Genomic DNA, 25305 nt, shown 5'->3' on the forward strand with positions numbered 1-25305 from the left:
GCCCAGTCAGCGTGTTCGCAGTGCTGAGCCAAACAAATCGCCGTGGGCGACGCCGTTCTCCAATGCCAACAGATAACGCTTCGTCGGCAAGCCCCCGCCGAAGCCGGTAAGGCTGCCGTCACTGCCGATCACGCGGTGGCAGGGCAGCACGATCGGCAATGGATTGCGGCCGTTCGCGGCGCCGACGGCGCGCACGGCTAGCGGTTGATCGATGCGCTGTGCCAGCTGACCGTAACTGATCGTGGCGCCGTAAGGGATGCGCGCCAGTTCCCACCACACCTTCAACTGGAACGCCGTGCCGTGCGGGTGCAGCGGCAGCTCAAACTGCTGGCGCTCGCCTGCGAAATATTCCTCCAGCTGTCGTCGCACCAGCACGAACGGTGCGGCCGCGCGCCGCCACTGCGAATGCGGCGCTTTCTGGTGACGTCCGTTTTCGAACCAGATTTCGCGCAGCCCGCTGTCGTCCGCCACCAGTCGCAGGATCCCGACCGGGCTCGGCAGTTCGTCATACCAGATCGGCTCGTTTGATGACATCAGCTCGCTCGCTTCTTCGGTGCGGCGCTCGCCGCATCGCTGGCGCTGCGCCACAAATGCATCACCGCATAAGCACGCCAGGGACGCCACGCTTCCGCCAGTGCGGCAAGCGCCTTCGTGCTCAGTTCCGCGGCATCGCCGGCGGCAGCCCGGCGCAGGATCAGGTCCGCCGCAGGGAACGCGTCGGGATGGCTCAACGCGCGCATCGCCATGTAGTGCGCCGTCCACTCACCAATACCCGGCAAGGCCACCCAGCGTTCGACGAACGTGTCGAGCGGCTGTTCGCTGCGAAAATCGATGCGACCATCCAGCAGCGCCTGGGCCACGCCACGAACCGTTGCCGCCCGTGCCGTGGTCAGGCCGCACTCGCGCAGATCGACATCGGCCAACGCGTGCGGGCTCGGAAACAACCGCTCCAAGCCGGGTATCGGCGACGCCGCGAGCGGCATGCCGTAGCGCTGCACGATGCGCGTCGCGAGCGTGCGCGCGGCGGCCACGCTGACTTGCTGGCCAAGAATCGCACGCACGGCGATTTCGAAGCCGTCCCAGCCACCTGGCAGACGCAGACCGGGACGCTTGCGCAGCAACGGCGCCAGCACAGCACTTTGTTTCAGCGTGTCGCTGATCGAACCAGGGTTCGCATCCAGATCGAACATGCGGCGAAGTTTCGCGACGACGCCAAGCATGTGCGCCGGTTGCGGGCAATGCAGCTGTAGCTGCAGCGCATGCTCGCCATTTGGCCACGCGCTCAAGCGCAGCCATCCCGGTGCATCGGCGGGACCGAACACACGCGCGTAACTGTGTTCGTCCACCAGTTCCACGCCAGGCAGTGCGCGCCCGCGCAGAAACGCGAGTATCGCCTCGAAGTCGTACGGCGGACGGTAGCCTAGCCGTAGCGTGATCGCGTCGCCGCTCACTGCACCCGGGTGGCGCCGGAGTTCGCGTGGCTGCATGCGGTTTGCCTGCAGGAACGCCGCATTGAATCGACGCTGGCTACGGAAGCCGGACGCCAGCGCAACTTCCGTGACGGGCAGGGCGGTCTCCGTCAGCAGCTGTTTTGCGAACAGCAGGCGACGCGTCGTGTGCACGCTGATCGGTGGCGCGCCAAGGCGCTCCACGAACAGGCGTCGCAACTGCCGTGAGCCGACGCCGACGCGCGCGGCCATCGCGTCCATCGACAGCTCTTCCAGCGCGCCGTCCTCCATCAGCTTCAGCGTTCGCGCGATGACGTGGTCACCGCGTTGCCAAGCGTCATTGCCGGGCGCGAGTTCCGGGCGGCAACGCAGGCACGGGCGAAAACCGGCCGCTTCGGCTGCTGCCGCGCTGCCGTAATAGCGCACGTTCCCCGGTTTCGGCGACGGCGCAGGGCATATCGGGCGGCAATAGATACGCGTGCTGGTGACGGCCGTGAAGAAGAGGCCGTCGAAGCGCGCATCGCGGCTCAGGCGAGCCTGTTCGCAGGCGCGCTCATCGGGAAGTTGCGGGTCATGGATCGGTGCCATGCCTGCAGGCTAGCACCGATCGGGTGACCAGACTCGCCGTTTTCGGACATCAATGCCGGCGTGGTTTTCGGCCGCTCATTTGATCGGCGCCATCAGGTGCTGGTACGGCGTGCCAGCCCACATTACATACGGCGCGCTCGTATCCGGGTCCGCGCCTTTCGGATAGTTGTCGTAGAACGACGGCTCCGCGCCCACGATCATCACGTGCGCCCCCGTCTTGATCCAATGATTGCCAGCCGTCGGTTTCGTTGCGTACGGATCCGTGTTGCTCGCATCCGTGCCGCCCGCCAGCATGTAAATGAAGCCGACTTTGCCGCTCGGCGGCGGCTTGTGCGACATGTAGGCGTTCGCCCAGTCCAACGCATTCTTATCCATGCACATCGGGTCCGGCCCTGGCGTGGCCGGGTTGTCCGGCATGCAGGTGAAGCCGTTCGTGCCCTCGCGCAGCGTGCGCATGCCGCCTTTCTCGTCCGCCACCACGATCGTTGCGTTTTTCGCGATGCCCGCTGGCGCCGCGCTCATCGCACTCGCGATCAGCGCCGCGTCCGTCGGGATCGCCTTGTCCGCCGCCCAGGCGCCGGCGCTGATGCTCACCATGGCCGTGACGACGATGACCGGTCCGATCAGGTATTTCGCGCTCATGGACGTGTACTCCCATGTGGATTCACGATGGCCCACCTGGATCCCCTTGCCCAGCCTGGGTGCGGAGAAATCGCGAATCAATCAGCCGGATGGCAGAGCGGCTTGAGACGGCTCGTGCCGGCGCGGGCGTCACGGCCGCTTGCGCGCATCGGACCGCCGTGGACGCGCTTTTTGCCGCAGTGCGGTTTGCGGGTGCCGGCCCGCCCCGCCACAATCGGCTTTTCCCACCGATCGTGACCTTCGTCCATGAACGCTCCCACCCGCATCGACACCACCCGCACCGTGCGTGCACCGCGCGGCACCGAGCTGAGCTGCAAGAGCTGGCTCACCGAGGCGCCGTTCCGCATGCTGCAGAACAACCTCGATCCCGAAGTGGCAGAAAATCCCGCCGAACTCGTCGTCTATGGCGGCATTGGCCGTGCCGCGCGCAACTGGGAATGTTTCGACGCGATCTTGCGCGCGCTGCGCGACTTGCGCGACGACGAGACGCTGCTGATCCAGTCCGGCAAGCCGGTCGGCGTGTTTCCGTCCCACGTGGATGCGCCGCGCGTGCTGCTCGCGAATTCCAACCTCGTGCCGGCGTGGGCAAACTGGGAGCATTTCAACGAGCTCGATAAGAAGGGCTTGATGATGTATGGCCAGATGACGGCCGGCTCGTGGATCTATATCGGTTCGCAGGGCATCGTGCAGGGCACTTACGAGACGTTTGTCGAGATGGGCCGCCAGCACTACGGCGGCAGCCTCAAGGGCAAGTGGATTCTCACCGCCGGCCTTGGCGGCATGGGCGGCGCGCAGCCGCTTGCCGCGACCTTGGCAGGCGCTTGCTCGCTGAACATCGAATGCCAGCAGAAGAGCATCGATTTCCGCCTGAAGACGCGTTACGTCGACGAGCAGGCGACTGACCTGGACGATGCGCTTGCCCGCATCGCGAAATACACCGCCGCCGGTGAGGCGAAGTCCATCGCGCTGCTCGGCAACGCAGCGGATGTATTGCCCGAACTCGTGCGCCGCGGCGTTCGCCCGGATGCCGTGACCGACCAGACCAGCGCGCACGATCCGGTCAACGGCTATTTGCCGAGTGGCTGGACGGTGGAGCAGTGGTTCGAGCGTCGCAAGAGCGATCCGGCAGGTACCGCCAAGGCCGCGAAGCAGTCCATGCGCAAGCATGTGGAAGCGATGCTCGCGTTCCACGAGCAAGGCATTCCCACGTTCGACTACGGCAACAACATCCGCCAGATGGCGAAGGACGAAGGGCTGGCCAACGCGTTTGCGTTCCCGGGTTTTGTGCCCGCGTTCGTGCGCCCGCTGTTCTGCCGTGGCGTGGGCCCGTTCCGCTGGGTCGCGCTGTCGGGCGATCCGGAAGACATCTACAAGACCGACCAGAAGGTGAAGGAGCTGATCCCCGACGATCCGCACCTGCATCGCTGGCTGGACATGGCGAAGGACCGCATCAGCTTCCAGGGCCTGCCGGCGCGTATCTGCTGGGTTGGCCTGGGCCTGCGCCACAAGCTTGGCCTCGCGTTCAACGAGATGGTGCGCAACGGCGAGTTGAAGGCGCCGGTGGTGATTGGCCGTGATCATCTCGACGCCGGTTCCGTCGCCAGCCCGAATCGCGAAACCGAAGCGATGCGCGATGGCTCCGACGCGGTCAGCGATTGGCCGCTGCTGAATGCGATGCTCAACGTGGCCGGTGGCGCCACCTGGGTGTCGCTGCATCATGGCGGCGGCGTCGGCATGGGTTACTCGCAGCATTCCGGCGTGGTGATCGTCTGCGACGGCACCGAAGCGGCCGACAAGCGCATCGCGCGCGTGCTGTGGAACGATCCTGGTACCGGCGTCATGCGCCATGCCGATGCCGGTTACGAGATCGCAATCGAGTGTGCGAAGGAACAGGGCCTGAAGCTGCCGATGCTTTGAGCCTGGTCGCGTACCGCGCCACCCAGCGCGGTACGCACCTGCTTCAGCTCGCCCGCTCCGGCCGCCCAGCAAACCGAGTCTTGGCGCTGCCCAGCCGAGCGCGCATGATGGCGCCACATCCAATAGGGGGAGTGGCAACATGCCGGTCGAACTGAAGATGCTTGCGTGGTCGATCCTGCTTGGGGTGATTTATGTCCTGCTCGCGACGACGCTCGGTATACCGCAGCGTGGCATGGCCTGGCTTGCCAGCAACCGGGAAGGCGAGTCGAAGTTGCTGTCTGGGGCTGCCGGCCGCTGTGATCGGGCCAGCAGGAATTTCCTGGAAACGTTTGTGTTCTTTGCGGCGGCCGTCCTGGCCGTCATCGCGGCGCAACGCACGAATGCGTCGACTGCGCTCGGTGCGCAATTGTTCTTCTGGGCCCGCGTGGTGTACCTGCCGGTTTATGTGGTCGGCATTCCGTATTTGCGCACCCTGGTATGGGCCACCTCGCTGGCTGGCCTGTTGATGGTGGCCTTCGCGCTTCTCTGATCCGAAGCCCGCGGCGACTCCGCCAGCGACAACTTCTCCCCCAGGCCCACGTGGGCCTGGGGCACGAGTGCCGTCATTCATATGACGGTCGTCGATTTCTTGACGCCAGTAACTCGCCATCTCCGCGGCATGGATTCGCGCCGGGGCATCAGCCTGCGATTAATTATCAACTAATATCAGTTAGTTAAGATAACTTCGTGCCGTTTAACATTAAGTAGGGTGTTCGCAAGAGCACCAGAGCATGACCACTATGCGGCTCCGACGCCTACCCGCGTCGGGCCGCCGGCAAGGGGTCGGCGGTTTTCCCTACTGATGATTGGAGAACTGCATGAAAGCTCAATTTGAACGCACCGGCTCGCTGACTGAACTCGCCAGCTACCCGCAGTGGGCGCAAAACATGATCGCCGCCTGCGAACCCGCCCGCCGGAGCGTCCGTGACCACGCCATGTGGGATCTGATGAGCGAGGGGCGTATCGATCACCAGACCATGCGCAATTTCATGGTCGGTACCTGGTCGCTGATCGAGCGCTTTCCCTCGTTCATGGCGCAGAACCTGCTGAAGACCCAGTACGGCCGTAGCCCGGGCGACAACCTCGCCCGCCGCTGGCTGGTGCGCAACATCCGCGTCGAGCAGAACCATGCCGAATACTGGCTGGACTGGGCCGAAGGCTCTGGCGTGGCGCGCGAGGACGTGCTGAATGCGCGCCCGCCGCGGGGAACCCAGACCGCGGCCGACTGGTGCCATGAGGTGTGCGGCCGCGACACCCTGGCCGCGGGCATCGCCGCAACCAGTTACGCCATCGAGGGCGTGACCGGCGACTGGTCGCAAAAAGTCTACGACAGCGTAGCCTACGCGCAGAGCCTGCCGGAGAAGGGGCGCAAGGCGACGTTGCGCTGGCTTCAGTTGCACGCTGCCTATGACGATACCCATCCCTGGGAGGCGTTGGAAATCGTGTGCACGCTGATGGGCACGCGGCCGGCGCCGGAGCAGGTCGAGCATGTGCGTGAATGCATCGCGCGCAGCTATACCAGCCTCCATTACGGACTGGAGCGTTGCATGGTGCCGCAGCTGGCCGAGGAGATCGGGGAGCGCGCTGCCTAAGTTTCAGACGGCGTCGTCGACAGTGTGATCAGCGAGATGTTGGTTTTTGAAGTGGTCGTGTAAAAGGTACGCCATGGATTCGATCCGTAGCACCTCTCAAAGACCTCTGTCGCGGCGCTTGAGGCCACTGGCCTATGGGCTGGTGGCCGTGATTGGTCTGATTCTTCTATTGACCTGGGGGGCGCTCCAGGTCCAGGTCACTCTCGCCGGTTTCCTCAACGGCGAGAGTGTCTGGAGCAAGGCCGAGAAACAGACGGTCATCGACCTGCTGAACTTCGCCGAGACCGGCGATGCGGCTCGGTTGGCCAGCTTCAATGACAATTATGGCTTGTTGATCTCCGATGGCCGGGCGCGCGACGCGATTGCATCCGGCGTGTTCGATCGCGCGGACGTGCACAAGGCGTTCGCCCGCGGCAGGATCCTGCCGGCGGCCGAACCCGGCATGATCTTCATGCTCCGGTATCTGACCAACGCGCGCCACATGCGCGAGGCCGTGGAGGCCTGGCGCGCCGCCGACGGTCCCATCGCACAACTCGGCGGCATTGCCGGGGATCTGCAGCGCGCCTATGCGCAGGGGCGGCCCGACGATGCGCTGATTGCCGCACAGCGGGCGCGAATCAATGCGCTCAACGACGAGCTGGAGCCGCTGACCAAGCGATTCTCGCTGGAGGTTGCGCATGGTGCGATCTGGCTGGGGCGCGTGTTGTTCGTTGGCGTGTTCTTCGCCGCCTGCCTGGCTTCCTTGCTGTGGCTAAGCATGGCGCAGCGGGCGCTGTCGCGCATTCGCGGCACGGAAGAGCGTTACAGCCTGCTGTTCGATAGCGCCGCCGACGCCATCGTGATGGTGGACGAGGCGAGCGGCCGCGTGCTTGGCGCGAATCGCACGGCGCGTGAATGGACCGGACTCAGCACGGAGGTGCTGATCGGTACCGAGCTGTCCCGCTTGTTCGTGCCCTTGCTGCACCGTGCCGACGGCGCCGTCACCGGCGAGCTGCACGGTCCCGACGGACGCATGCGCCCGGTGGAAATGCGCAGCAGCGTGGCGAAGTGGGGCGAGCAGAGCGTGCGCCAGTCGATCCTGCGCGACATCACCGAGCGAGTGAACCTGGAACAGCAGCGGCGCATAGCTTCCGAAGCGCTGGCAGGCATTGCCGAGGGCGTGATCATTGCGGATGCCGAGCGGCGGGTGACGCGGGTGAACGCGGCGCACATCCGCATGACCGGATTCACGGCGCAGGCACTGCAAGGCGTGCGCTTCGACGACTTGCGCAGCCTGCCCGATGGATCGCCGCTGCCCGATTCGGTATGGAAGGCCATCGACATCGACAGCAACTGGGTGGGCGAGGTGCGCAGCCGGCGACTCGACGGCTCGGCGTATCCCGAACTGCTGAGCATCAGCGCGATCCGTGACCCGGACGGCGGCGTGCAGCACTACGTGGCGGTGATCAACAACGTCAGTGCCGCGAAAGCCAACGAGAAACGCCTCCAGTACATGGCGGCACATGATCCGCTGACCGGTCTGGTCAATCGCGCGGAGTTCGAGCGCCGCTGCGTACAGGCGATTGCCCAGGCCGAACGCGACCGGGGCATGATCGCCGTGCTGTTCATCGACCTGGATGCGTTCAAGGCGGTCAATGACAGCTATACCCATGCGATTGGCGATCACCTGCTGGTGAAGGTGGCCGAACGGATCGCGTATGAATTGGGCGAACGTGGCCTGGCGGGTCGCATCGGTGGTGACGAGTTCACCGTCCTGCTCGGCGACCTGTATTCGCGCGAGCAGGCCAGCGCCCTGGCCGGGCGCCTGCTCACCACGCTGGCCGCGCCGGTGGTGGTGGGCGAATACGAAGTCGCGCTGAGCGCCAGCATCGGCATCGCCTGCTATCCGCTGGACGGCATGGATGTGCCGACCCTCGTCACCAATGCCGACGCAGCGATGTACGCGGCGAAGACCGAGGAGCGCAACGCGTTTCGCTTCTATTCGCCACGCATGCATGCCGATGTGCTGCGACGGATCGCCCTGGCCTCCGAGTTGCGCAAGGCGCTCGCGGAGCAGGAGTTCCGCCTGGTCTATCAGCCCACGGTGGACATGCGCAGCGGCCGCATCGTGGCGGTGGAGGCGCTGTTGCGCTGGCATCATCCAGAGCGTGGCGCGATTTCGCCCGGCGAATTCATCCCCATGGCGGAGAAGCTGGGGCTGATCCGCCGCATCGACCAGTGGGTGCTGCAGGCGGCCTGCACGCAAATGCATCGATGGGACCTGGCCGGCGTGCCGCCGCTGCGCATGGCGATCAATGTCTCCGCGCACTGGTTCGGCCAGGCCAATTTCGTCGATGACATCCGTTCCCTGCTCGAATCGCGCCGGCTGGCCCCGGAGCGCCTGATGCTGGAAATCACCGAGGGCGCGATCCTGCGCCTGGGCGAGGAAATGGAACGCACGCTGCACGCGCTGCATGCGCTGGGCGTGGGCGTCGCCATCGACGACTTCGGCACCGGCTACTCGTCGATGCGCTATCTGAAACTGCGCGCCATTGCTTACCTGAAGATCGACCAGAGCTTCGTCTTCGGCTTGCCGGACGACAGTAGCGACGCGGCCATCGTCGAAGCCATGCTCACGCTATGCCGCAACCTGGGCATCAGCCCCATCGCGGAAGGCATCGAGACCGAGGAGCAACATCGCTTCCTGCTCCGCGCCGGATGCGTGGAAGGGCAGGGCTTCCTCTATTCCAAGCCGGTCGACCCGGACGTGATCGTGCAATTGTTGAGCCCTGGCCGACGCCAGGGTGGGCCGCATCTACGGCTGGTACCGCCGGAATCGATCTGAGCCCGGCGGCACGCGGGCATCATGCTCAATGCAGCTGCACGTCCACCACCATCTGCTCCGGCTGATACAGGTTTGGCAACAGCTGCTTGAGATGGGTCACTTTCGGTGCGTCGTTGAACACGATGTACGGATCATTCGGATGCCGCTGCGCGTACTCCTGGTGATAGGCCTCGGCCACGTAGAACGCCTGTAGCGGCACCACCTGGGTCACGATCGGGCCAGGGAACGATTTCGCTGCCGTCAGCTGCGCGATATAGGCCGTGGCGACGCGCTTCTGCTCGTCGTTGCCGTAGAAGATCACCGAGCGGTACTGCGTGCCCACGTCCGGGCCCTGGCGGTTGAGTTGGGTCGGATCGGTGGCGACGGAGAAGTACACCTTCAGCAACTGGCCGTAGCTGACCTTGGCCGGGTCGTAGAGGATCTTCACGGTTTCCGCATGGCCGGTGTCGCCATCGCTGACCCGCTCATACTCCGCAGTGTTCGCGGCGCCACCCGAGTAGCCGGCCCAGACCTTCTTGACGCCCTTCACATGCTCGAACACCGACTGCAGGCCCCAGAAGCAGCCGCCCGCCAGTACCGCAACCTGGTTGCCCTGGCCCGGGCTGGCATCGACCGCAGGGTCGGGCAGGCTGACGGCATCGCTACCTATGGCGGGCAGGCTGCAGGCGACCAGGCCGGCGGTGAGCAACAGGCTGGCGAGGCCCGGTAGCAGCTTGAATCGGCGGATACTCATAACGGAACGCTCCATCGACAGATGAGACGATGTGCCCCGGCCCAGGCGTGGGTCGCCGGCACGATGGCCCGCTGGATGAGCCGGGCCGCCAACCCTGTATTCGCCGCACCGGCATGCCCGGTTACCTTGATGCTCGCACACGCCCGCGGCCGACGTGCAAAGCCGGCGGCAACGCGGTGTTATGTTGCCTTCCAGCTTGCTCACGGGCTTATCCATGTCGCATGTGATTGACCTGAATGCGTACCTGCAGCGGATTGGCCATGGCGGCCCGGTAGCGGCCAACCTCGCCACGCTGCGGGCACTCGCCACCGCCCACGTCGCCGCGATTCCGTTCGAGAACCTGGACCCGCTGCTGCGCGTGCCGGTGTCGCTGGAGCTGGATGCGGTCGAACGAAAACTCGTGCATGAAGGGCGGGGCGGCTACTGCTTCGAACAGAACCGACTGTTCCTCGAAGTGCTCAAGGCCATTGGATTCGAGGTCTCGGGCCTTATCGCGCGCGTGTTGTGGATGCAGCCGGAAGACGCGGAAACGGCCCAGACGCACATGTTGCTGCGCATTGAACTGAATGGCGTGAGCTGGCTGGCCGATGTGGGCTTCGGCAGCATGGCGCTAAGCGGCGCCTTGCGGCTGCAGGCGGATATACCGCAGTCCACGGGAAACGAGCCATTTCGCTTGCTCAATCAGGGCGGAGATTGGCGCATGCAGTCGCTGGTTCGCGACGAATGGAGGACGCTCTACCGATTTGATCTGCAACCACGCCAGGATATCGACTACGTGGTGGCCAATCACTACACGTCGACCTATCCGGGCTCGCACTTCCTGCATGGGCTGATCGCCGCGCGCACGCTCGCGGACCGACGCATCGGCCTGCGTAATCGCGAGTTCGCCGTGCATCCCACGGGCGGCGAGTCAGTCCGGCGCACGCTGCTCAGCGTCGCAGAGATCAAGCAAGTATTGCAGGAGCAGTTCGGAATTCGACTACCGCTTCATGCGGATCTGGATCGCCGGCTGGAAGCGCTGCCGCCACCCGCATAAGGCACGCTCCGAAAGAGCGTGGCGGCCTTACTCACTCTGCCGCGTGCACGTGGATGACGATGTCTTCAATCTGCACCACCTGGCCCGCGTGGATCTTGCAGGTCTTGCGCAGCTCCTGCGCGCCGTCCACGGATACTGCGCCGCTGGCCACGATGGCCTTGCCGGCGCCGCCGCTGTCGCATAAGCCCACCAGCTTCAGCAGCTGGTTCAGTTCGATGAAGTCGCGGTCCAGTTCAAAATCGAGTTCTTGCATGGTGGCTCAGGTATCGGTTTCGTCAAAGGCGCTTTCGGGTAGCGCGAAGAAAACAAAGAACGGCGCGCCCGCGTCCTGCCAGAAGTCCACGGCCTCCTCGAGAATATCGAGCAGGGCGTCGAAGTCTTCCTCGTTCGAATCGCGCATGCCTTCCGCGTGATCGAACAGCAGGATATAGCCCGGCGCCTTCAACCAGGACAGGTCGCGCAGGCTATCGGCCAGTGCGTCCCAGTTGCGGCCAAAGTCGGGCGGCAGGCGAAGCGTGACGGTCAGCTGGTCGAACAGCGCCTCGCGGTCATGGTATTCGGCCAGGTCGAGCCGACAAACGCGCAAACCCTGCATGCCGGCGGCTTCCGCCAACGGCTCAAGGTCGTCCGAGGTGACGAAGAAAATCCCGCCGTGCGAGGCATCGCCAAAGTCGAGATCGAATTGCGCATTCATCGGGCTACCTCAAAGGGGCGGAAACTGCGGTAGTGATCGTCGGTGTAGTAGTAGACCTGCGGTGGCGTGCCGCCGGTGATGATGCGGCGAGCACCCCGATAATCGAGATTCGGGGTCTCCACCGTGTACTCGTGATAATAGCCTTCAGGCATCGGGGGCAGGCGGCCTTCGCGGTTGTTGAACACCACGCCGTCCTGGCGGTGCGTGAACGGGCCACCGCGCGCGATGCGCGCCAGCGTGTCGGCCGCCTCTGGCGGCAGGAAGCTGGGCAGCGTGCCGGGGTTGCCGGCGGTGGCGACGGCGCGTGATGCCGCCGGCGTGCCGGTTCCCGCGGGAACCGAATCCGGCGTATGCCGCCCCCACAGCAGGGCCGCAACCGCCAGTACAACCAGCAACAGCAAAGGTTTGAGTGCGCGCATGGCACGGGCCCGGATGGAGTGGCGCGAGTGTAGAGCTTCCGCCCCGCTCAGGCACGCATGGCCGAGCCTCAGGCGCTGGCGTCGACTCGCCGTTGCAAGGCCATGGCGGCGGCCGGGTTGCGCTCCTTGGCGCTGCTGATGAAGTAGATGTACACGTCGCGCGGCGTCTTCTTCGCCACGGGCGCGGTGACGTGGGGCAGCTCGGCCGGATCGTCACCTTGCGCCCAGGCATGCGCACGCATGGCCCAGGCGTCGAGATCATCGGCGGCATAGCCGCTGTCGATATGCGACTCGCTGCGCATAAGCCGTGCATAGGCGAAATCGCCGGTGAGGTCGGCCAAGGAGGGGTACTGCCGCGAATCGGTGAACACCGTGGGGATGCGATGCTCGCGCGCCAGCGCCACGTAGCGCTCATCCAGGAAACTGGAGTGGCGCACTTCCAGCACATGCCGCATCGGCCGGCCGGCAAGCTCCTGTGGCAGAAGGTCGAGGAAGGCGGCCAGGTCGTCCGCATCGAACGCACGCGATGTCGGCAACTGCCACAGTACGGGGCCGAGCCGATCCCCAAAAGCCTCCAGTCCGCCAAACACAAAGCCCTCGATGCCACGTGCCGTATCCGCGAGCCGCTTGCCCTCGGTGATATAGCGCGGCGCCTTCAGAGAAAACACGAAACCTTCCGGTGTCTCCGCCGCCCATTTCGCATAGGTCGCCGGCTTCTGCGCGCCGTAGTAGGTGCCGTTGATCTCGATCGCCCGCAACTGACGACTCGCAAATTCCAGCTCGCGACGCTGCACCAGGCCAGCCGGATAGAAGTTGTTCCGCCACGGCGCGAAGTTCCAGCCACCGATGCCGACGCGGATCGGCGCGGCCGCGCGGTGGTTCGGTACGTGGGAGAACAGCTCGGTGGTTGGGGAGGACTTGGGCATGGGGTGGCTCCCTTGGGAGGGCGCATGATGCCATGGCGCGGCGATGGCCTTAATGAGGCATCGTCACAGCGTGGGCCTTCAACTCCCTCTCCCCTGCGGGGAGAGGGTTGGGGTGAGGGGCGGGTGCTCGCGGTCGCGTCGATCGTGTTGTCGTCTTTGCCGATCTCTTTGCGCTTTTCTTTGCGTCTTTCTTTCGTTCCGCTCTTACTTCCACATTCTGTTCCTCGTGGACTAACCCGCCCCTACGCCCTCCGGCCTATGGAAGCAGCCAGCACTTGCGCGCATCGTTCCGCGCCAGTGCAACGCTCCCCCGTTGATACCGGCTCCCGCGACACGCCGCTGACCTGAGCATGACTTTCGGGCGCGCTGCCGCATGCTTCATGCCCATCATCACCGTCGATCCATGCCCCCAGATCTGGAGATGTCCGATGAGCGCACCAGCGTTAAAGAGTCTGCCCATGTATTTCCCGTCTGGCTTTGTACAGACCGAAGCCTATCGCTGTGCGTCCCTGGTTTTGACGGCCTACGATCAATTTGAACAGTGGGCGCAACAGAATTATCCGGCGCAGCCCAACTTCGTCTGGAAGCCGAACGGCTTTGCCTTGAATTACAGCGAGGCCCTTTGGGGAACGCTGACCGTCTTTGAGCGGCAGTATCCGGAGCCTTTCGGCTTTGTCGCCTGGGATGGCGCAGGCAACGCTTACGTGGTTTTCCGCGGCACCATGACGAATCCTGATGCCGTCATTGATGCCTCAATAGACCAGACGCCGTATACCCTGGCCCCAGGCTTCGGCAATGTTCACGTCGGCTGGAACAGCGTTTACGAGACGATGAGTCCTTGGTTGCTGGCGCAGCTAGGCAAGGTCGGCACGATTACGCGTCTATTTTTCACGGGTCACAGCATGGGGTCAGCCTATTCATCGTTGGCCGTGCCCGATGTCGCGATGAATTCGACTGTCCCACCGAGCGTCAGTCGCAGCTACGTCCACTACAACTTCGCCAGTCCTCGTTTAGGCGACCCGGGGTTCGCGATGGGCCTCAACTGGAACGTACAGACGCCCACGTTTCGGGTGGTCAATACGGAGGATATCGTACCGGATGTCCCCCCGCCGCTGATGGGGTCAACGGTATATCAGCACATTGGAACACCAGTGGATTTCACCGCGGAATACCTCACTACCGACGGCAATCACAACATGGCGAATTGTTACTACTACGCCATCACGAACCCCACTCAGCCACAAGGGCCGATGCAGGCTTTGTTGCGCTCGAGGCTGCAGGGGCGGATCGAGGGCCCTATAGCTGTGGGCGCCTATTGAGCACGTTCATTAGACGCTATCCACAGGATGAGACAATGGCCTTCTGGCAATCCAGCGTCTTGGCGGATCCGGTGTGGGGCCCGCAGCAGCTGCGGACCCCTGTGCCCCTGTCTGGCACGACGATCGCGCCCACCGGACTCCAGCCGCTTTAGCCACGGGGACTAGAAGCCTGGACGCGGTAGATGTAGGTGCCTGTCGTTAGCCCGCTGGCCACTGGACGTCCGTTCTGGACGCGGTCGCTCGGCAAGGAAGCTGACAAGTTCCGCTCCGCTCGAATCACGGGGCCGTGCATAGGCCTCCAGGCGGTCACGCGCATCCTGGCCAATAGCGACACCCTCCGCGTGATCCAGTCGAAATGCGAAGCGATGGAACCCGGCAGCTGGCCCTTGGATAGGGAGGTCACCGAGGGCATGTTCGCCGCGCTCTACTTCCTCAGCGAACAGGCGGAACTCACCTGCAAGTTGTCGCTGGAAGAGCTGGGCTACGAATAGGGCGGGATGTTCGCAAGGGGACGTCTGGTACGGCTTCAAATGCAGCCCGCACGTTGGACCATCGAATGCATTGCCGTACCAGCCAGCCTTCAGCCCCCTTGATCGCCTTCCATCACCTGGGGCCACACCGTTGGCGCAGACGGATCCAGTTTCTCATCCAGGCGTGCCCGATTGCGTCCCGCGAGCTTGGCTCGATACATCGCGTGGTCGGCGCGCTCGACCAGCGACTCCACGGAGTCGTTAGCTGCGCGCATGGCGATGCCGATGCTTGCGCTGAGTACGAGTCCATCGGTGGTTACCGGAATATCCAGACGATGCACGCGGCGACATAGACGGGTGGCGACTTGCATCGCCTGGCCTTGCTCGATGCCATAGAGCATGGCGACAAATTCCTCGCCGCCGTAGCGGCCGAGCAGGTCGTGAGGGCGTAGTTCATGGCGCAATGCATCGGCGACCGCGATCAACGCGCGATCACCGGCGGCATGGCCCTGACGATCATTGAGCAGCTTGAAGTGGTCGAGGTCGAGGAACAGCAGGGCCACCGGTTGCTCGGCCCCGCTCGCCATGACCTTGCATACGGCCTCGGTCCAGGCGCGGCGATTCAGCACATTGGTCAGCGCATCGTTGTCGGCCAGCTCCTGCACCAGCTCATGGTCGTGACGCATGATCAGCGCGCGATCGGCCAGGCCCAGCGACAGCACGATGGCCTCGAAGGCACCCGCGGCCAGGGCGGCGTCGCTAAGCCACATGACGTCCGCCAGCATGCCGTTCACCTGGCTGCTCGACAGTGCAGTCAGGGCCAGCAATGGTGTCCAACCCACCAGGAAGAACCACGCTGGCCGGGCGCCGCGCACGGCGGCGACGATCGCGGCCAGCAGCAGTAACAGCGTGCCGATCATCAGCAGCGGGTCGATCAGGACCTGCGCGGTCTGTTGCAGCAGCGGGATCTGGCAACTGCGCAGCAACACCACCAGGGGCATGCCGACCGCCAGCACCAGGGTCGGGGTATGCAGCAAGGGCGCGTAGCGCGGCAGCTCGCAAAAGCGCGCCATGAACATCGCGGCAAACGCCAACGACAAGGCCACCGCGGATGAACCCAGCAGCGGTGCGTTGCCGGCCAGCCAGGTCAGTCCGAGCGGGTGATAAAGGTAGCCGGTGTGGATGCCCTGGATGAGGGCGTAGCAAAGGATGTAGCCGGCATACCAGCCGTAGGTGGAGTCGCGCAGCATGATGGCCAGACACAGCGCCATCAGCGCCATCGCCAGCATCACCGCAAAGCAGGCACTGGCGAAGACCAGCCATTGGGCGTCGCGCTCGAGATACTCGTTCCAGGTCTGCAACTGAAAGCTCACCGGAAAGTCGCGCGCCGACGCGGGTTCAAACTTCAGCAGAATGGGCTCGGAGGCCGGCGTGTCTTCGGTGAGGCGATAAGCCAACCGCCCGTTGCCGTGCGCGATGGCGGTGAAATCGTCCAGTGAAAGGGTGAGCGGCGCGGCGTGTGCGGTGTACATAGTGACCGGAGTCAGCGGCGGCGGATAAATCGACAGCACCCGCTCCTCGCTGACGAGTGGCGGTTGCGGCTGCAGCACCACCCAGGTGCCTAGCCCCTGCTGCGAGAAGCGCTGCAGCCTGCGCGGATCGAAACCAACGAGGCCGCCGTGACGGTAATCCTCGAGGACACTCGCCGGTGTATCGCCAGCACGAACTTCCCGCGACAAGCCGGACAGCGGAATGCCTGCATGGGCTGCCGCCACAAGCAGACAGGTGGCGAGGATGCACAGCATCCGCCAACGGTGACGCCTCGCTTGTGGCACGACCTGACTGCCCATCTGCCGTTCCCCTGTAACCGGCAAACTTGCCCACTCAATTCGCTGCGTACTGCGCTGGCTCTCCGGTTGCCCCTGGTTGGATCTCCCCGTGCGCACCGGAAGCGCACGGGCTGGCCTTGCCCTGTTGAAGCCCGGTCGCGCCAACCTGCGCGGCGACCCGTCCTGGCTGAGCTACGTCGTAAGCTGTGGATGGCTGGGGAAGAGCATGCCACAAGACGCGCGTCACGGCAGGTAGGGGCGATCACGAAGGGTTAACTGCCTGCGCTGGCATGCTTGGCGTTCCCGCTATCCCATGGCGCCCCCCATCCGAAGGAGTAGAAGGGCATGAGCAAGATCCGCGTGGCCGTGCTGGTCGGCAGTCTCCGCCAGGGCTCGTTCAACCGCCATCTGGCCTTGGCCGTGGGGCGGTTGGCGCCGCCCGAATTCACGTTCGAGCACATCCGTATCGACCACCTGCCGCTGTACAACCAGGACTTCGACGGGGCCTACCCCGATGCATGCAAACGCCTGAAGCAGGAGGTGGAGGCCGCCGATGCCTTGCTGTTCGTAACCCCCGAATACAACCGCTCGATACCCGGGGTGCTGAAGAACGCGATCGACATTGCCTCGCGCCCGTGGGGCACCAATTCCTTCGCCGGCAAGCCCGCGGGCGTCATCGGCATCTCCGTAGGCGCCACGGGCACGGCGCTGGCCCAGCAGCATTTGCGCGGCGTGCTGGCCTACCTGGATGTGCCGACCCTGGGGCAGCCGGAGGTCTTCATCCACAACAAGGAGGGTTTGATGGATGCCGACGGCAAGATCACCAGCGAGGGCACGCACAGGTTCCTGCAGGGGTTTGTGGATCGCTACGTGGAGTGGGTGAGGTTGATCACCAGGAAGTGAGCGGGTCCACCTTCCTCCGCGGTGAGGGGCTTCGGCTCAGTTCGTTACACCCGTCATCCCGGCATTTGCTGGGATGACGATGGGGCCCGGTCGCTGCGGATGCGCCGCTGATCAAGCCTACGACTCGTTCGATGCGCCCGAGCCACACAGTTTCTCCAACAACTGCACCTGCACATTGCGCTTGACCTGGTTCGTGCCAGGCCGCTCCCGCGTATAGCGCCCGTCGGATTGCAGCAGCCACGCACTGGCATTGTCGGACAGGTACAGCTCCAGCTCCTTCTTCAGGCGAGCCTGCAGTTTCTTGCCTTCGATCGGGAAACCGGTCTCGACGCGGCGGTCGAGGTTGCGTTCCATCAGGTCGGCACTGGCCAGGTAGAACTGATCCTCGCCGTTGTTGGCAAACCAGTACACGCGGCTGTGCTCGAGGAAGCGGCCGACAATCGAGCGCACGCGAATATTGTGCGACACGCCCGGCACGCCAGGACGCAGGCAGCACATGCCACGGACGATCAGGTCGATCTTCACGCCGGCGATGCTTGCCTTGTACAGCGCGCGGATCATCTTGGCGTCGGTGATGGCGTTGATCTTGAAGACGATGCGGGCTTCGCGGCCGGCGGCAGCGTGGGCCGTTTCGCGGGCGATCAGGTCGAGCAAGGTCTTCTTCAAGGTAAACGGTGCATGCAGCAGCTTTTTCATCTGCAGCAGCTTGCCCATGCCGGTGAGCTGGCTGAACAGCTTGTGCACGTCTTCGCAAAGCGCCTGGTCCGAGGTGAGCAGGCTGTAGTCGGTATACAGGCGCGCATTGCCGGTGTGGTAGTTGCCGGTGCCCAGATGCGCGTAGCGCACCAGTTCAGCGCCTTCGCGGCGCTGTATGAGCATGAGCTTGGCGTGCGTCTTCACGCCGACCACGCCGTAGATCACCATCGCGCCGGCCTGCTGCAGGCGCGAGGCCAGCGTCAGGTTGGATTCTTCGTCGAAGCGCGCGCGCAGCTCGATCACCACGGTGACTTCCTTGCCCGCGCGCGCCGCATCCACCAGCGCGTCGACGATCTCGGAATTGGCGCCGCTGCGATACAGCGTCTGCTTGATGGCGAGCACGGCCGGGTCCTTCGCGGCCTGATGCAGCAGATCCACCACCGGCGCGAACGACTCGTACGGATGCAGCAGCAGGACATCCTGGCGGCCGATGACCTGGAACAAGTCTTCGGCCTTCTTCAGCGCCTTCGGAATCGATGGCGTGAATTTCGGATACTCCAGCTCCGGGCGCTTGGTCTTGCTGGCGAGCCCGAACAGGCGCGCCAGGTTGACCGGGCCGTTCACCTCGTACATCTCGGCAGCCACCAGGCCGTACTGGCGCAGCAGGTAGTCGGTCAGTTCGGGCGGGCAGTTGTCCGCCACCTCCAGGCGCACGGCGTCGCCGAAGCGGCGTGAATACAGTTCGCCACGCAGCGCACGTGCCAGATCCTCGACATCTTCCGGATCGATGGTGAGGTCGGCGTTGCGGGTCAGGCGGAACTGATAGCAACCATGCACGGACATGCCCGGAAACAGTTCTTCCGCATGCGCATGGATGATCGAGGACAGCAGTATGTAGTTCTCGCCGCCTTCGCTGACGTCCTCGGGCAGGCGGATGAGGCGCGGCAGCACGCGTGGCGCCGGCACGATAGCCAGGCCCGAATCGCGGCCGAACGCATCGGTGCCTTCCAGCTGCACGATGAAGTTGAGGCTCTTGTTGACCAGCAGCGGAAACGGATGGGTGGGATCCAGCCCGATCGGCGTCACCAGCGGTGCCACTTCGTGGCGGAAATAGCGCCGCACCCACATCTTCTGCTTGTGCGACCACTCGTTGCGCCGAACGATGCGGATACCGTGGCGCGCCAGCTCGGGCAGGATGCGGTCGTTGAGGATCGCGTACTGCCGCTCGATCTGCTTGTGGGTGATCTCGCTGATCTCGGCCAGGGCGCGCCGGGGCGCGATGCCATCGAGGCCGACGATTTCATGATCGAACGCGATCTGGCTCTTCAGGCCCGCCACGCGGATCTCGAAGAACTCGTCCATGTTGCTGGAGAAGATCAGCAGGAACTTCAGCCGTTCCAGGATCGGCTTGCTCTCGTCCAGCGCCTGCTCCAGCACGCGGATGTTGAACTGCAACTGCGACAGTTCGCGGTTGATATAGAGGCTGGCGTCGTTCAGGTCCGGGGCGCTGGCCGGCGTCGTTGAACCGGTGTCGGGCGCGATGGCTCGCACTATCTCGGTAGCTTCGGTGTCGCGGACGGGGGTGGGGCGGACGACATCGGTACTCATCGATTCACCGTTCAATAGGCGGGGCGCGCAGCTGCCGCGCTATCCGCAAGAGGCCATAGTACGGCGCCGATGACGCCGGGGCCATGGCAGCGCAAGGTGCATGCGACGCTGTCGCGTAGCGTACAGATTGCGCATGGCGTTTGACGTGAACATGACAATGGCCATGTCATGGCGTCGTGATGCGATGGCTAGGGATGCTCTGATTAACTCTGCGTAGGCGTCACCGGTCCTGTCTGTTCGCATACCGCAGGGGCGCCAGCGCACGCGGGGAGAGGACATGGATGTCCTCGGCTTTGAGGAGCGAGGAAGGCAGACTGGCCGTCTGTCGAGCCGACGCACCGAAGGGATGCGGACAGACAGGACCGGCCCCAACGTGTTGAGTTCAATGTGATGGGGTGATGTCCAGAAGGCCCGCAGGCGGTGCCGCGCGGCTTGGCAAGACGGCCAGTCTTCCCGGCGCCACGCAACACCGCCTACGGGCCTTCTGGACATCATGACGCCTGCGCAGAGTTAATCAGAGCATCCCTAGGCAGCGGGCGTGGCGAGGTAGCGACTCGGCGCAGCGCCCAGCACGCGCCGGAACGCGGCAGTAAACGCGCTGGGATTGCCATAGCCGAGATCCACGGCCACATGGGTGATGGACTCGCCATTGCCCAGCCGGGTCAGGGCGGCCAGCAGGCAGGCCTGCTGGCGCCACGCCGTGAAACTCATGCCCGTCTCTTCGCGGAACGTGCGCGTGAAGTGGCGACGGCTCATGCCGGCGCGCCGGGCCATATCGTCGATCTTCACTTCGAGCGAGGGTTGCTCGAGCAGTTCGCGGCATAGTGCGGCCAGCCGCTTTTCGTGCGGCAGCGGGGCGCTGAGCGGCAGCACCGGCATGCGGCGAATCTCGTCGAGCAGCAAGGCCATCACTCGGCCGTCGCGGCCGTCGAGATCGTATTCCACCGGAAGATCCACCGCCTCGTGCAGCAACTGGTGCAGCAAGGGCGACACCGATATCACCTGGCAGTGTGCCGGCAGTCCGGCCGCCTCAGCCGCCGCGGGTGTCACATAGGCGCTGCGGGTCGATACCGGACCACCCATATGGACTTCGTGCGCGATCCCGGGAGGGATCCATAGCGCCCGGCGCGGCGGCACCACCCAGCTGCCTTCGCTGGTTATCGTCGTCAGCACGCCGGTCGAGGCATACAGCAACTGGCCCCGGCGATGGGAATGGGCGGGCAGCACGTAATGCGGCGGATAGTCGTTGCCGGTGGCAACGACATCGCGTGGGGTGTTCTCGTAGGCGTCGGCGCGGGTATTGCGCACTGTTTGGCCCAAATTCAACAGATATTGACCCGCTGACGTGTGCGGGCCGGCTGAACTCACTTTAAGGTGACGGCCCTGGCGGCGCAACTGCGCCACCCGTCCCCAGCCTGTCCGTCACTGAGATCCCATGCAGACCCGCGTCGAAGACCTCCCGCTGTCAGCGGCCCCCGCCGTTCGAGCCAAATCGAGCACGAACTTCCGCATCCTCGGGGCGATCAGTTTTTCGCATCTGCTCAACGACATGATCCAGTCGCTGATCCTGGCGATTTATCCGATCCTCAAGAGCGGCTTCCAGCTCAGCTTTGCCCAGATTGGCCTGATCACGCTGACCTATCAGCTCACCGCGTCGCTGTTGCAGCCGGCGGTAGGCATGATCACCGACCGCAAGCCGATGCCGTATTCGCTGCCGGTAGGCATGGCTTTCACCCTGGGCGGCCTGCTGCTGCTCGCCACCGCGCCGAATTTTGCCGTGCTGTTGATCGCTGCAGCGCTGGTGGGTACGGGCTCGTCGGTGTTCCATCCGGAGTCGTCGCGCGTGGCGCGCATGGCGTCGGGCGGCCAACACGGCCTGGCGCAGTCGCTGTTCCAGGTCGGTGGCAACACCGGCGCGTCGCTGGGACCGCTGCTTGCCGCGTGGATCATCGTGCCGCACGGGCGCGGCAGCGTGGCGTGGTTCTCGCTGGCCGCCTTGTTGGCCATGGTGGTGCTGCTGCAGGTAAGCCGCTGGTATCGCGATCACCCCACGGTGCGCGACAAGGCGAAGGCGCGGCATGCATCACTGGTATCGCTGTCGCGCGCGCAAGTGGGCTGGTCGCTGCTGATCCTTGGCCTGCTGATTTTTTCCAAGTATTTCTATCTGGCCAGCATCAGCAGCTATTACACGTTCTATCTGATGCACAGGTTCGGCGTGTCGGTGCAGAACGCGCAAACCCACTTGTTCGTGTTCCTGTTCTCGGTGGCCGCGGGCTCCTTGATCGGCGGTCCGATTGGCGACCGCATCGGCCGCAAATGGGTGATCTGGGTATCGATCCTCGGCGTGGCGCCGTTCACCTTGCTGCTGCCGCATGTGGATCTATTCTGGACCGGCGTGCTGACCGTGGTGATCGGCCTGATCCTGTCCTCGGCGTTCTCGGCCATCCTGGTCTACGCGCAGGACCTGTTTCCCGGTCGCGTAGGCATGATCTCGGGCCTGTTCTTCGGCTTCGCGTTCGGCATGGGTGGTATTGGTGCCGCCGTGTTGGGGCAGGTCGCGGATGCGCGCGGCATCGAGTTTGTGTATGCGCTGTGCGCTTATTTGCCGTTGATCGGCGTGATCACGGTGTTCTTGCCGAATTTGGAGCGCGCCCGGACCGCCTGATCCGTTGCGCGCTCGCCCGCTTGAGCGCTGAGCTTCCCGCTCCTAGCTCCTTCTCCCCTTCGGGGAGAAGGTTGGGATGAGGGGTGGGTGCTCGCGGTCACGCGTTGATTGAGCGATATCGCCAGCTTGCCGCCTACGCAGCGGGCGTTTCGACTGCCTGCCGGCAGCCGAGTCACTTTTCTTTGCTGGCCCAAAGAAAAGTAACCCAAAGAAATGGCCTCTAGAGCTGGTAGCACTCCGTTGGATAGAAGCGTTGGAAGGTCTAGGCGAGCAACTAGCTGGCGGCCCACGGCCGCTACACAGCGGCTACACCGCAACGCGCCATAGCGGAGAGGACTTAAGGCAGGTCAGTCCTACGGTCGAAACGCCCGCTGCACCCCGACTCTCACCAGACCACGACACCACCCACGCTTTAAGCCCTCTGCGCTATGGCGCGTTGCGGAATAGCCGCTGTGTAGCGGCCGTGGGCCGCCACCGATCCGGCTGGCCACGCCCGTCAGGCTCGCATCCCACGCAATGCTATGAGCTTTCAAGGCCATTTTCTTTGGGTTACTTTTCTTTTGGGCCAGCAAAAGAAAAGTGACCCGGACCGCGGCAGCGGTTCGGAACGCCCGCTGCGTAAGCGGCACCCTTGCGGCCACGCTTAGTTGTCGCGTCATCGCGAGCACCCTCCCCTCATCCCAGCCTTCTCCCCTTCGGGGAGAAGGAGCGCAGCACCACCCGCTTCGTCCCACGGGCACTTCCTTCGGTCGTAAGCGGCAAGCTGGCGGCGTCGCTCGGCCAGCGCGTGACCGCGAGCACCCCCCTCATCCCAACCTTCTCTCCCACAGGGACTACCTTCGGGTCGCCCGCCGGGGAGAAGGAGCAAGGGCATGAATCAGCCTCAGCCACCCACCACGACGGGCTCCGGCTCCAGGCGCACGCCAAACTTCGCCTGCACACCTGCAATCACGCGCTGCGCAAGCGCCCATAGTTCCGCCCCGGTGGCGCGACCGTGATTGACCAGCACCAGCGCGTGCCGGTTGGAAATGCCGGCATCGCCTTCGCGCACGCCCTTGAAGCCGCTCGTTTCGATCAGCCAGGCGGCGGAAAGCTTCCAGCGGCCGTCGTTGCCGACCCAGGCAACGAGTTCCGGATGGTCGCGCTTGAGCGCTTCACCCACGGAAGCATCGACGATGGGGTTCTTGAAGAAGCTGCCCGCGTTGCCGATGACAGCGGGATCGGGAAGCTTCCTGGTGCGTAGATGCACCACCGCTTCGGCGACATGGAAGGGCGCGGGCTTGTCGATGCCCATGCGGGCGAGTTCTTCGCGAATGCCTGCATAGTCCAGGCGTAGTTCGCGCGAGCGGGGCAGGGCGAAGCGCACGGCGGTGACGATGTAGCGGCCGGGTTGATGCTTGAACACGGAGTCGCGATAGGCAAATGCGCAGGCCGCGCGGTCGAGTATGGCCACGCGATGTTCCTGCGTATCCCACGCCTCCACGCTTTCGATGAACTCGGCCACTTCGGTGCCGTAGGCGCCGATGTTCTGGATCGGCGCGGCGCCGACGGTGCCGGGAATCAGGATCAGATTTTCCAGGCCGGCAAAGCCCTGGCCCAGCGTCCAGCGCACGAAGTCATCCCAACGTTCGCCGGCGGCCACCGCGATGCGGGCCACGTCGCCATCCTGTTCCACCTGCACGCCGCTCGTCGCCATGGCCAGCACGGTGCCCTGGAAGTCGCCGGTGAACAGCAGGTTGCTGCCTTCGCCCAGCACCAGCAGCCGGCCACTGCGTACGACCGGAAAATCCAGCAGCTCGGGCAGCTTCGACGCATCGCGCACTTCGGCCAGCAGCCTGGCGCGCGCATCGACGCGCAAGGTATTGCGCGTGGCCACGCTGGCGTTCTCGATCAGCGTATAGCCACCCATGTCCACGCGCTCAGCCACCATGGGAGTCCTCGCGCTGACGGCGAATCTCGTCCACGCATTCGGCGATCAGGTTGGGCCCGCGAAAGACCATGCCCGAATAGATCTGCACCAGGGAGGCGCCGGCATCGATCTTGTCCGCGGCGTCGCCGCCATCGAGGATCCCGCCGACGCCGATGATGCCGATGCGATCACCCACGCGCTTGCGCATGCCACGCAGGACGGCCGTGGACCTGGCGAACAGCGGCTTGCCGGAAAGGCCGCCGGTCTCGTTGCCGTGCGGGTCGCTGGCGACGGCAGCATGATCGATGGTGGTATTGGTGCAGATCACGCCATCCACCTTGGCGGCAAGCAGCACCTCGGCAATCGCGTCGAGTTCGGTCTCGCTCAGGTCCGGCGCGATCTTCAGCAGCATGGGCTTGCGCGCGCCGCTCTGCGAGCCGAGGCGTTCCTGCGCTTCGCGCAGGGTTTCGATGAAGCGGCGCAGCGTGGCCTCTTCCTGCAGGTCGCGCAGGCCCTGGGTATTGGGCGAGGAAATGTTCACCGTGACGTAGCTGGCGTGCGCGTAGACGCGCTCCAGGCAGAACAGGTAGTCATCCACCGCCTTGTCGTTGGGCGTGTCCTTGTTCTTGCCGATATTGATGCCGAGCACGCCGCGATAGTTCGACTGCTGGACGTTGCGTACCAGCGCATCGACGCCCGCATTGTTGAAGCCGAGGCGATTGATCACCGCTTCGTGACGCGGCAGCCGGAACATGCGCGGCTTGTCGTTGCCGGGCTGTGGACGTGGCGTCGTCGTGCCCACCTCGACGAAGCCGAAACCGAGCGCGCCAAGCGCATCGAGGTGATCGGCATTTTTGTCCATGCCGGCCGCCAGGCCGACCGGATTGGGAAAGCGGATGCCGAACGCCGTGGTCGGCAACTCGGCCGGCGGCTTCACCAGGCGATGCAGGAAATTACTGCGCTGGGCGACATCGAGCGCGTAAAGCGTCACGCCGTGCGCGGTCTCTGCATCGAGTGCAAACAGCAAGGGGCGAATCAGGTCATACAT

23 protein-coding genes are annotated in these 25305 nt (G+C 64.5%); 9 read left to right on the forward strand and 14 right to left on the reverse strand.

The annotated features are described in order from the left end of the window. Positions 1-6: 6 nt before the first annotated feature. The 4 genes from OUZ49_RS18910 to OUZ49_RS18925 form a co-directional block, all read right to left on the reverse strand. Positions 7-534: a methylated-DNA--[protein]-cysteine S-methyltransferase gene (locus OUZ49_RS18910; RefSeq protein ID WP_266152203.1), complete on the reverse strand. Its 528-nt coding sequence runs from the start codon at positions 532-534 to the stop codon at positions 7-9. Continuing rightward, positions 534-2036 (reverse strand): DNA-3-methyladenine glycosylase 2 family protein, encoded by a 1503-nt coding sequence (locus tag OUZ49_RS18915; RefSeq protein WP_266152166.1) that lies wholly within the window; start codon positions 2034-2036, stop codon positions 534-536. The genes OUZ49_RS18910 and OUZ49_RS18915 overlap by 1 nt, the downstream gene beginning before the upstream one ends. Before the next feature lie 75 nt (positions 2037-2111). Further along, on the reverse strand, positions 2112-2678 hold the full coding sequence (locus OUZ49_RS18920) for a hypothetical protein (protein WP_266152167.1): 567 nt from the start codon (positions 2676-2678) through the stop codon (positions 2112-2114). 77 nt (positions 2679-2755) lie between these two features. Next, on the reverse strand, positions 2756-2926 hold the full coding sequence (locus OUZ49_RS18925) for a hypothetical protein (protein ID WP_266152168.1): 171 nt from the start codon (positions 2924-2926) through the stop codon (positions 2756-2758). On the opposite strand from OUZ49_RS18925, the gene hutU reads away from it, so the two are divergent. The 4 genes from hutU (at position 2925) to OUZ49_RS18945 (ending at position 9050) form a co-directional block, all read left to right on the forward strand. After that, the gene (hutU, locus tag OUZ49_RS18930) at positions 2925-4595 is read left to right on the forward strand and encodes a urocanate hydratase (protein ID WP_266152169.1); all 1671 of its coding nucleotides are present in this window, start codon (positions 2925-2927) and stop codon (positions 4593-4595) included. The genes OUZ49_RS18925 and hutU overlap by 2 nt on opposite strands. 139 nt (positions 4596-4734) lie before the next feature. Further along, positions 4735-5124, forward strand: a complete 390-nt coding sequence (locus tag OUZ49_RS18935; protein WP_266152170.1) for an MAPEG family protein — start codon at positions 4735-4737, stop codon at positions 5122-5124. 328 nt (positions 5125-5452) lie between these two features. Continuing rightward, complete coding sequence (locus OUZ49_RS18940) at positions 5453-6226, forward strand: iron-containing redox enzyme family protein (protein ID WP_266152171.1); 774 nt, start codon at positions 5453-5455, stop codon at positions 6224-6226. A 148-nt stretch (positions 6227-6374) separates the two neighbouring features. After that, positions 6375-9050, forward strand: a complete 2676-nt coding sequence (locus OUZ49_RS18945) for a putative bifunctional diguanylate cyclase/phosphodiesterase (protein WP_323134950.1) — start codon at positions 6375-6377, stop codon at positions 9048-9050. A gap of 25 nt (positions 9051-9075) precedes the next feature. Here OUZ49_RS18945 and msrA read toward each other — a convergent pair whose 3' ends face one another. Next, positions 9076-9783: a peptide-methionine (S)-S-oxide reductase MsrA gene (gene msrA / locus OUZ49_RS18950; protein WP_266152173.1), complete on the reverse strand. Its 708-nt coding sequence runs from the start codon at positions 9781-9783 to the stop codon at positions 9076-9078. A 214-nt stretch (positions 9784-9997) separates the two neighbouring features. Between msrA and OUZ49_RS18955 the strand changes: the two genes are divergently transcribed. After that, the gene (locus OUZ49_RS18955) at positions 9998-10819 is read left to right on the forward strand and encodes an arylamine N-acetyltransferase family protein (RefSeq protein WP_266152174.1); all 822 of its coding nucleotides are present in this window, start codon (positions 9998-10000) and stop codon (positions 10817-10819) included. 31 nt (positions 10820-10850) lie between these two features. Here the strand turns inward: OUZ49_RS18955 and OUZ49_RS18960 are convergent, their stop codons facing one another. The 4 genes from OUZ49_RS18960 to OUZ49_RS18975 all read right to left on the reverse strand — a co-directional run bounded on the left by OUZ49_RS18960 (position 10851) and on the right by OUZ49_RS18975 (position 12858). Further along, entirely contained in the window at positions 10851-11072 is a 222-nt protein-coding gene (locus tag OUZ49_RS18960; protein ID WP_266152175.1) for an RNA-binding S4 domain-containing protein, read from the reverse strand. Between the two features lie 6 nt (positions 11073-11078). Beyond that, entirely contained in the window at positions 11079-11513 is a 435-nt protein-coding gene (locus tag OUZ49_RS18965; RefSeq protein WP_266152176.1) for a barstar family protein, read from the reverse strand. Then, positions 11510-11932: a guanyl-specific ribonuclease gene (locus OUZ49_RS18970; RefSeq protein WP_266152177.1), complete on the reverse strand. Its 423-nt coding sequence runs from the start codon at positions 11930-11932 to the stop codon at positions 11510-11512. Before OUZ49_RS18970 ends, OUZ49_RS18965 begins: the two co-directional genes overlap by 4 nt. A gap of 68 nt (positions 11933-12000) precedes the next feature. Next, positions 12001-12858, reverse strand: coding sequence for a DUF72 domain-containing protein (locus OUZ49_RS18975; RefSeq protein ID WP_266152178.1), 858 nt, complete (start codon positions 12856-12858; stop codon positions 12001-12003). Between the two features lie 428 nt (positions 12859-13286). Between OUZ49_RS18975 and OUZ49_RS18980 the strand changes: the two genes are divergently transcribed. Next, positions 13287-14177, forward strand: coding sequence for a lipase family protein (locus tag OUZ49_RS18980; protein ID WP_266152179.1), 891 nt, complete (start codon positions 13287-13289; stop codon positions 14175-14177). A 188-nt stretch (positions 14178-14365) separates the two neighbouring features. After that, complete coding sequence (locus OUZ49_RS18985; protein WP_266152180.1) at positions 14366-14668, forward strand: hypothetical protein; 303 nt, start codon at positions 14366-14368, stop codon at positions 14666-14668. 89 nt (positions 14669-14757) lie between these two features. Here OUZ49_RS18985 and OUZ49_RS18990 read toward each other — a convergent pair whose 3' ends face one another. After that, complete coding sequence (locus OUZ49_RS18990; protein WP_323134951.1) at positions 14758-16497, reverse strand: GGDEF domain-containing protein; 1740 nt, start codon at positions 16495-16497, stop codon at positions 14758-14760. Between the two features lie 324 nt (positions 16498-16821). Between OUZ49_RS18990 and OUZ49_RS18995 the strand changes: the two genes are divergently transcribed. Continuing rightward, complete coding sequence (locus OUZ49_RS18995) at positions 16822-17379, forward strand: NADPH-dependent FMN reductase (RefSeq protein WP_266152181.1); 558 nt, start codon at positions 16822-16824, stop codon at positions 17377-17379. Between the two features lie 117 nt (positions 17380-17496). On the opposite strand, the gene ppk1 is transcribed toward OUZ49_RS18995, so the two are convergent. Both ppk1 and OUZ49_RS19005 read right to left on the reverse strand, forming a co-directional pair. Further along, positions 17497-19683: a polyphosphate kinase 1 gene (gene ppk1, locus OUZ49_RS19000; RefSeq protein ID WP_266152182.1), complete on the reverse strand. Its 2187-nt coding sequence runs from the start codon at positions 19681-19683 to the stop codon at positions 17497-17499. A gap of 525 nt (positions 19684-20208) precedes the next feature. Then, the gene (locus OUZ49_RS19005) at positions 20209-20991 is read right to left on the reverse strand and encodes an AraC family transcriptional regulator (protein WP_266152183.1); all 783 of its coding nucleotides are present in this window, start codon (positions 20989-20991) and stop codon (positions 20209-20211) included. Positions 20992-21118: 127 nt separating this feature from the next. Between OUZ49_RS19005 and OUZ49_RS19010 the strand changes: the two genes are divergently transcribed. Then, positions 21119-22348, forward strand: coding sequence for an MFS transporter (locus OUZ49_RS19010; RefSeq protein WP_266152184.1), 1230 nt, complete (start codon positions 21119-21121; stop codon positions 22346-22348). Positions 22349-23231: 883 nt separating this feature from the next. On the opposite strand, the gene murB is transcribed toward OUZ49_RS19010, so the two are convergent. Continuing rightward, the gene (gene murB, locus OUZ49_RS19015; protein WP_266152205.1) at positions 23232-24257 is read right to left on the reverse strand and encodes a UDP-N-acetylmuramate dehydrogenase; all 1026 of its coding nucleotides are present in this window, start codon (positions 24255-24257) and stop codon (positions 23232-23234) included. Between the two features lie 10 nt (positions 24258-24267). Further along, positions 24268-25305, reverse strand: a complete 1038-nt coding sequence (locus tag OUZ49_RS19020; protein WP_266152185.1) for a quinone-dependent dihydroorotate dehydrogenase — start codon at positions 25303-25305, stop codon at positions 24268-24270.

The organism is Dyella halodurans (genome assembly GCF_026283925.1).
GTDB classification, from domain to species: domain Bacteria; phylum Pseudomonadota; class Gammaproteobacteria; order Xanthomonadales; family Rhodanobacteraceae; genus Dyella; species Dyella halodurans.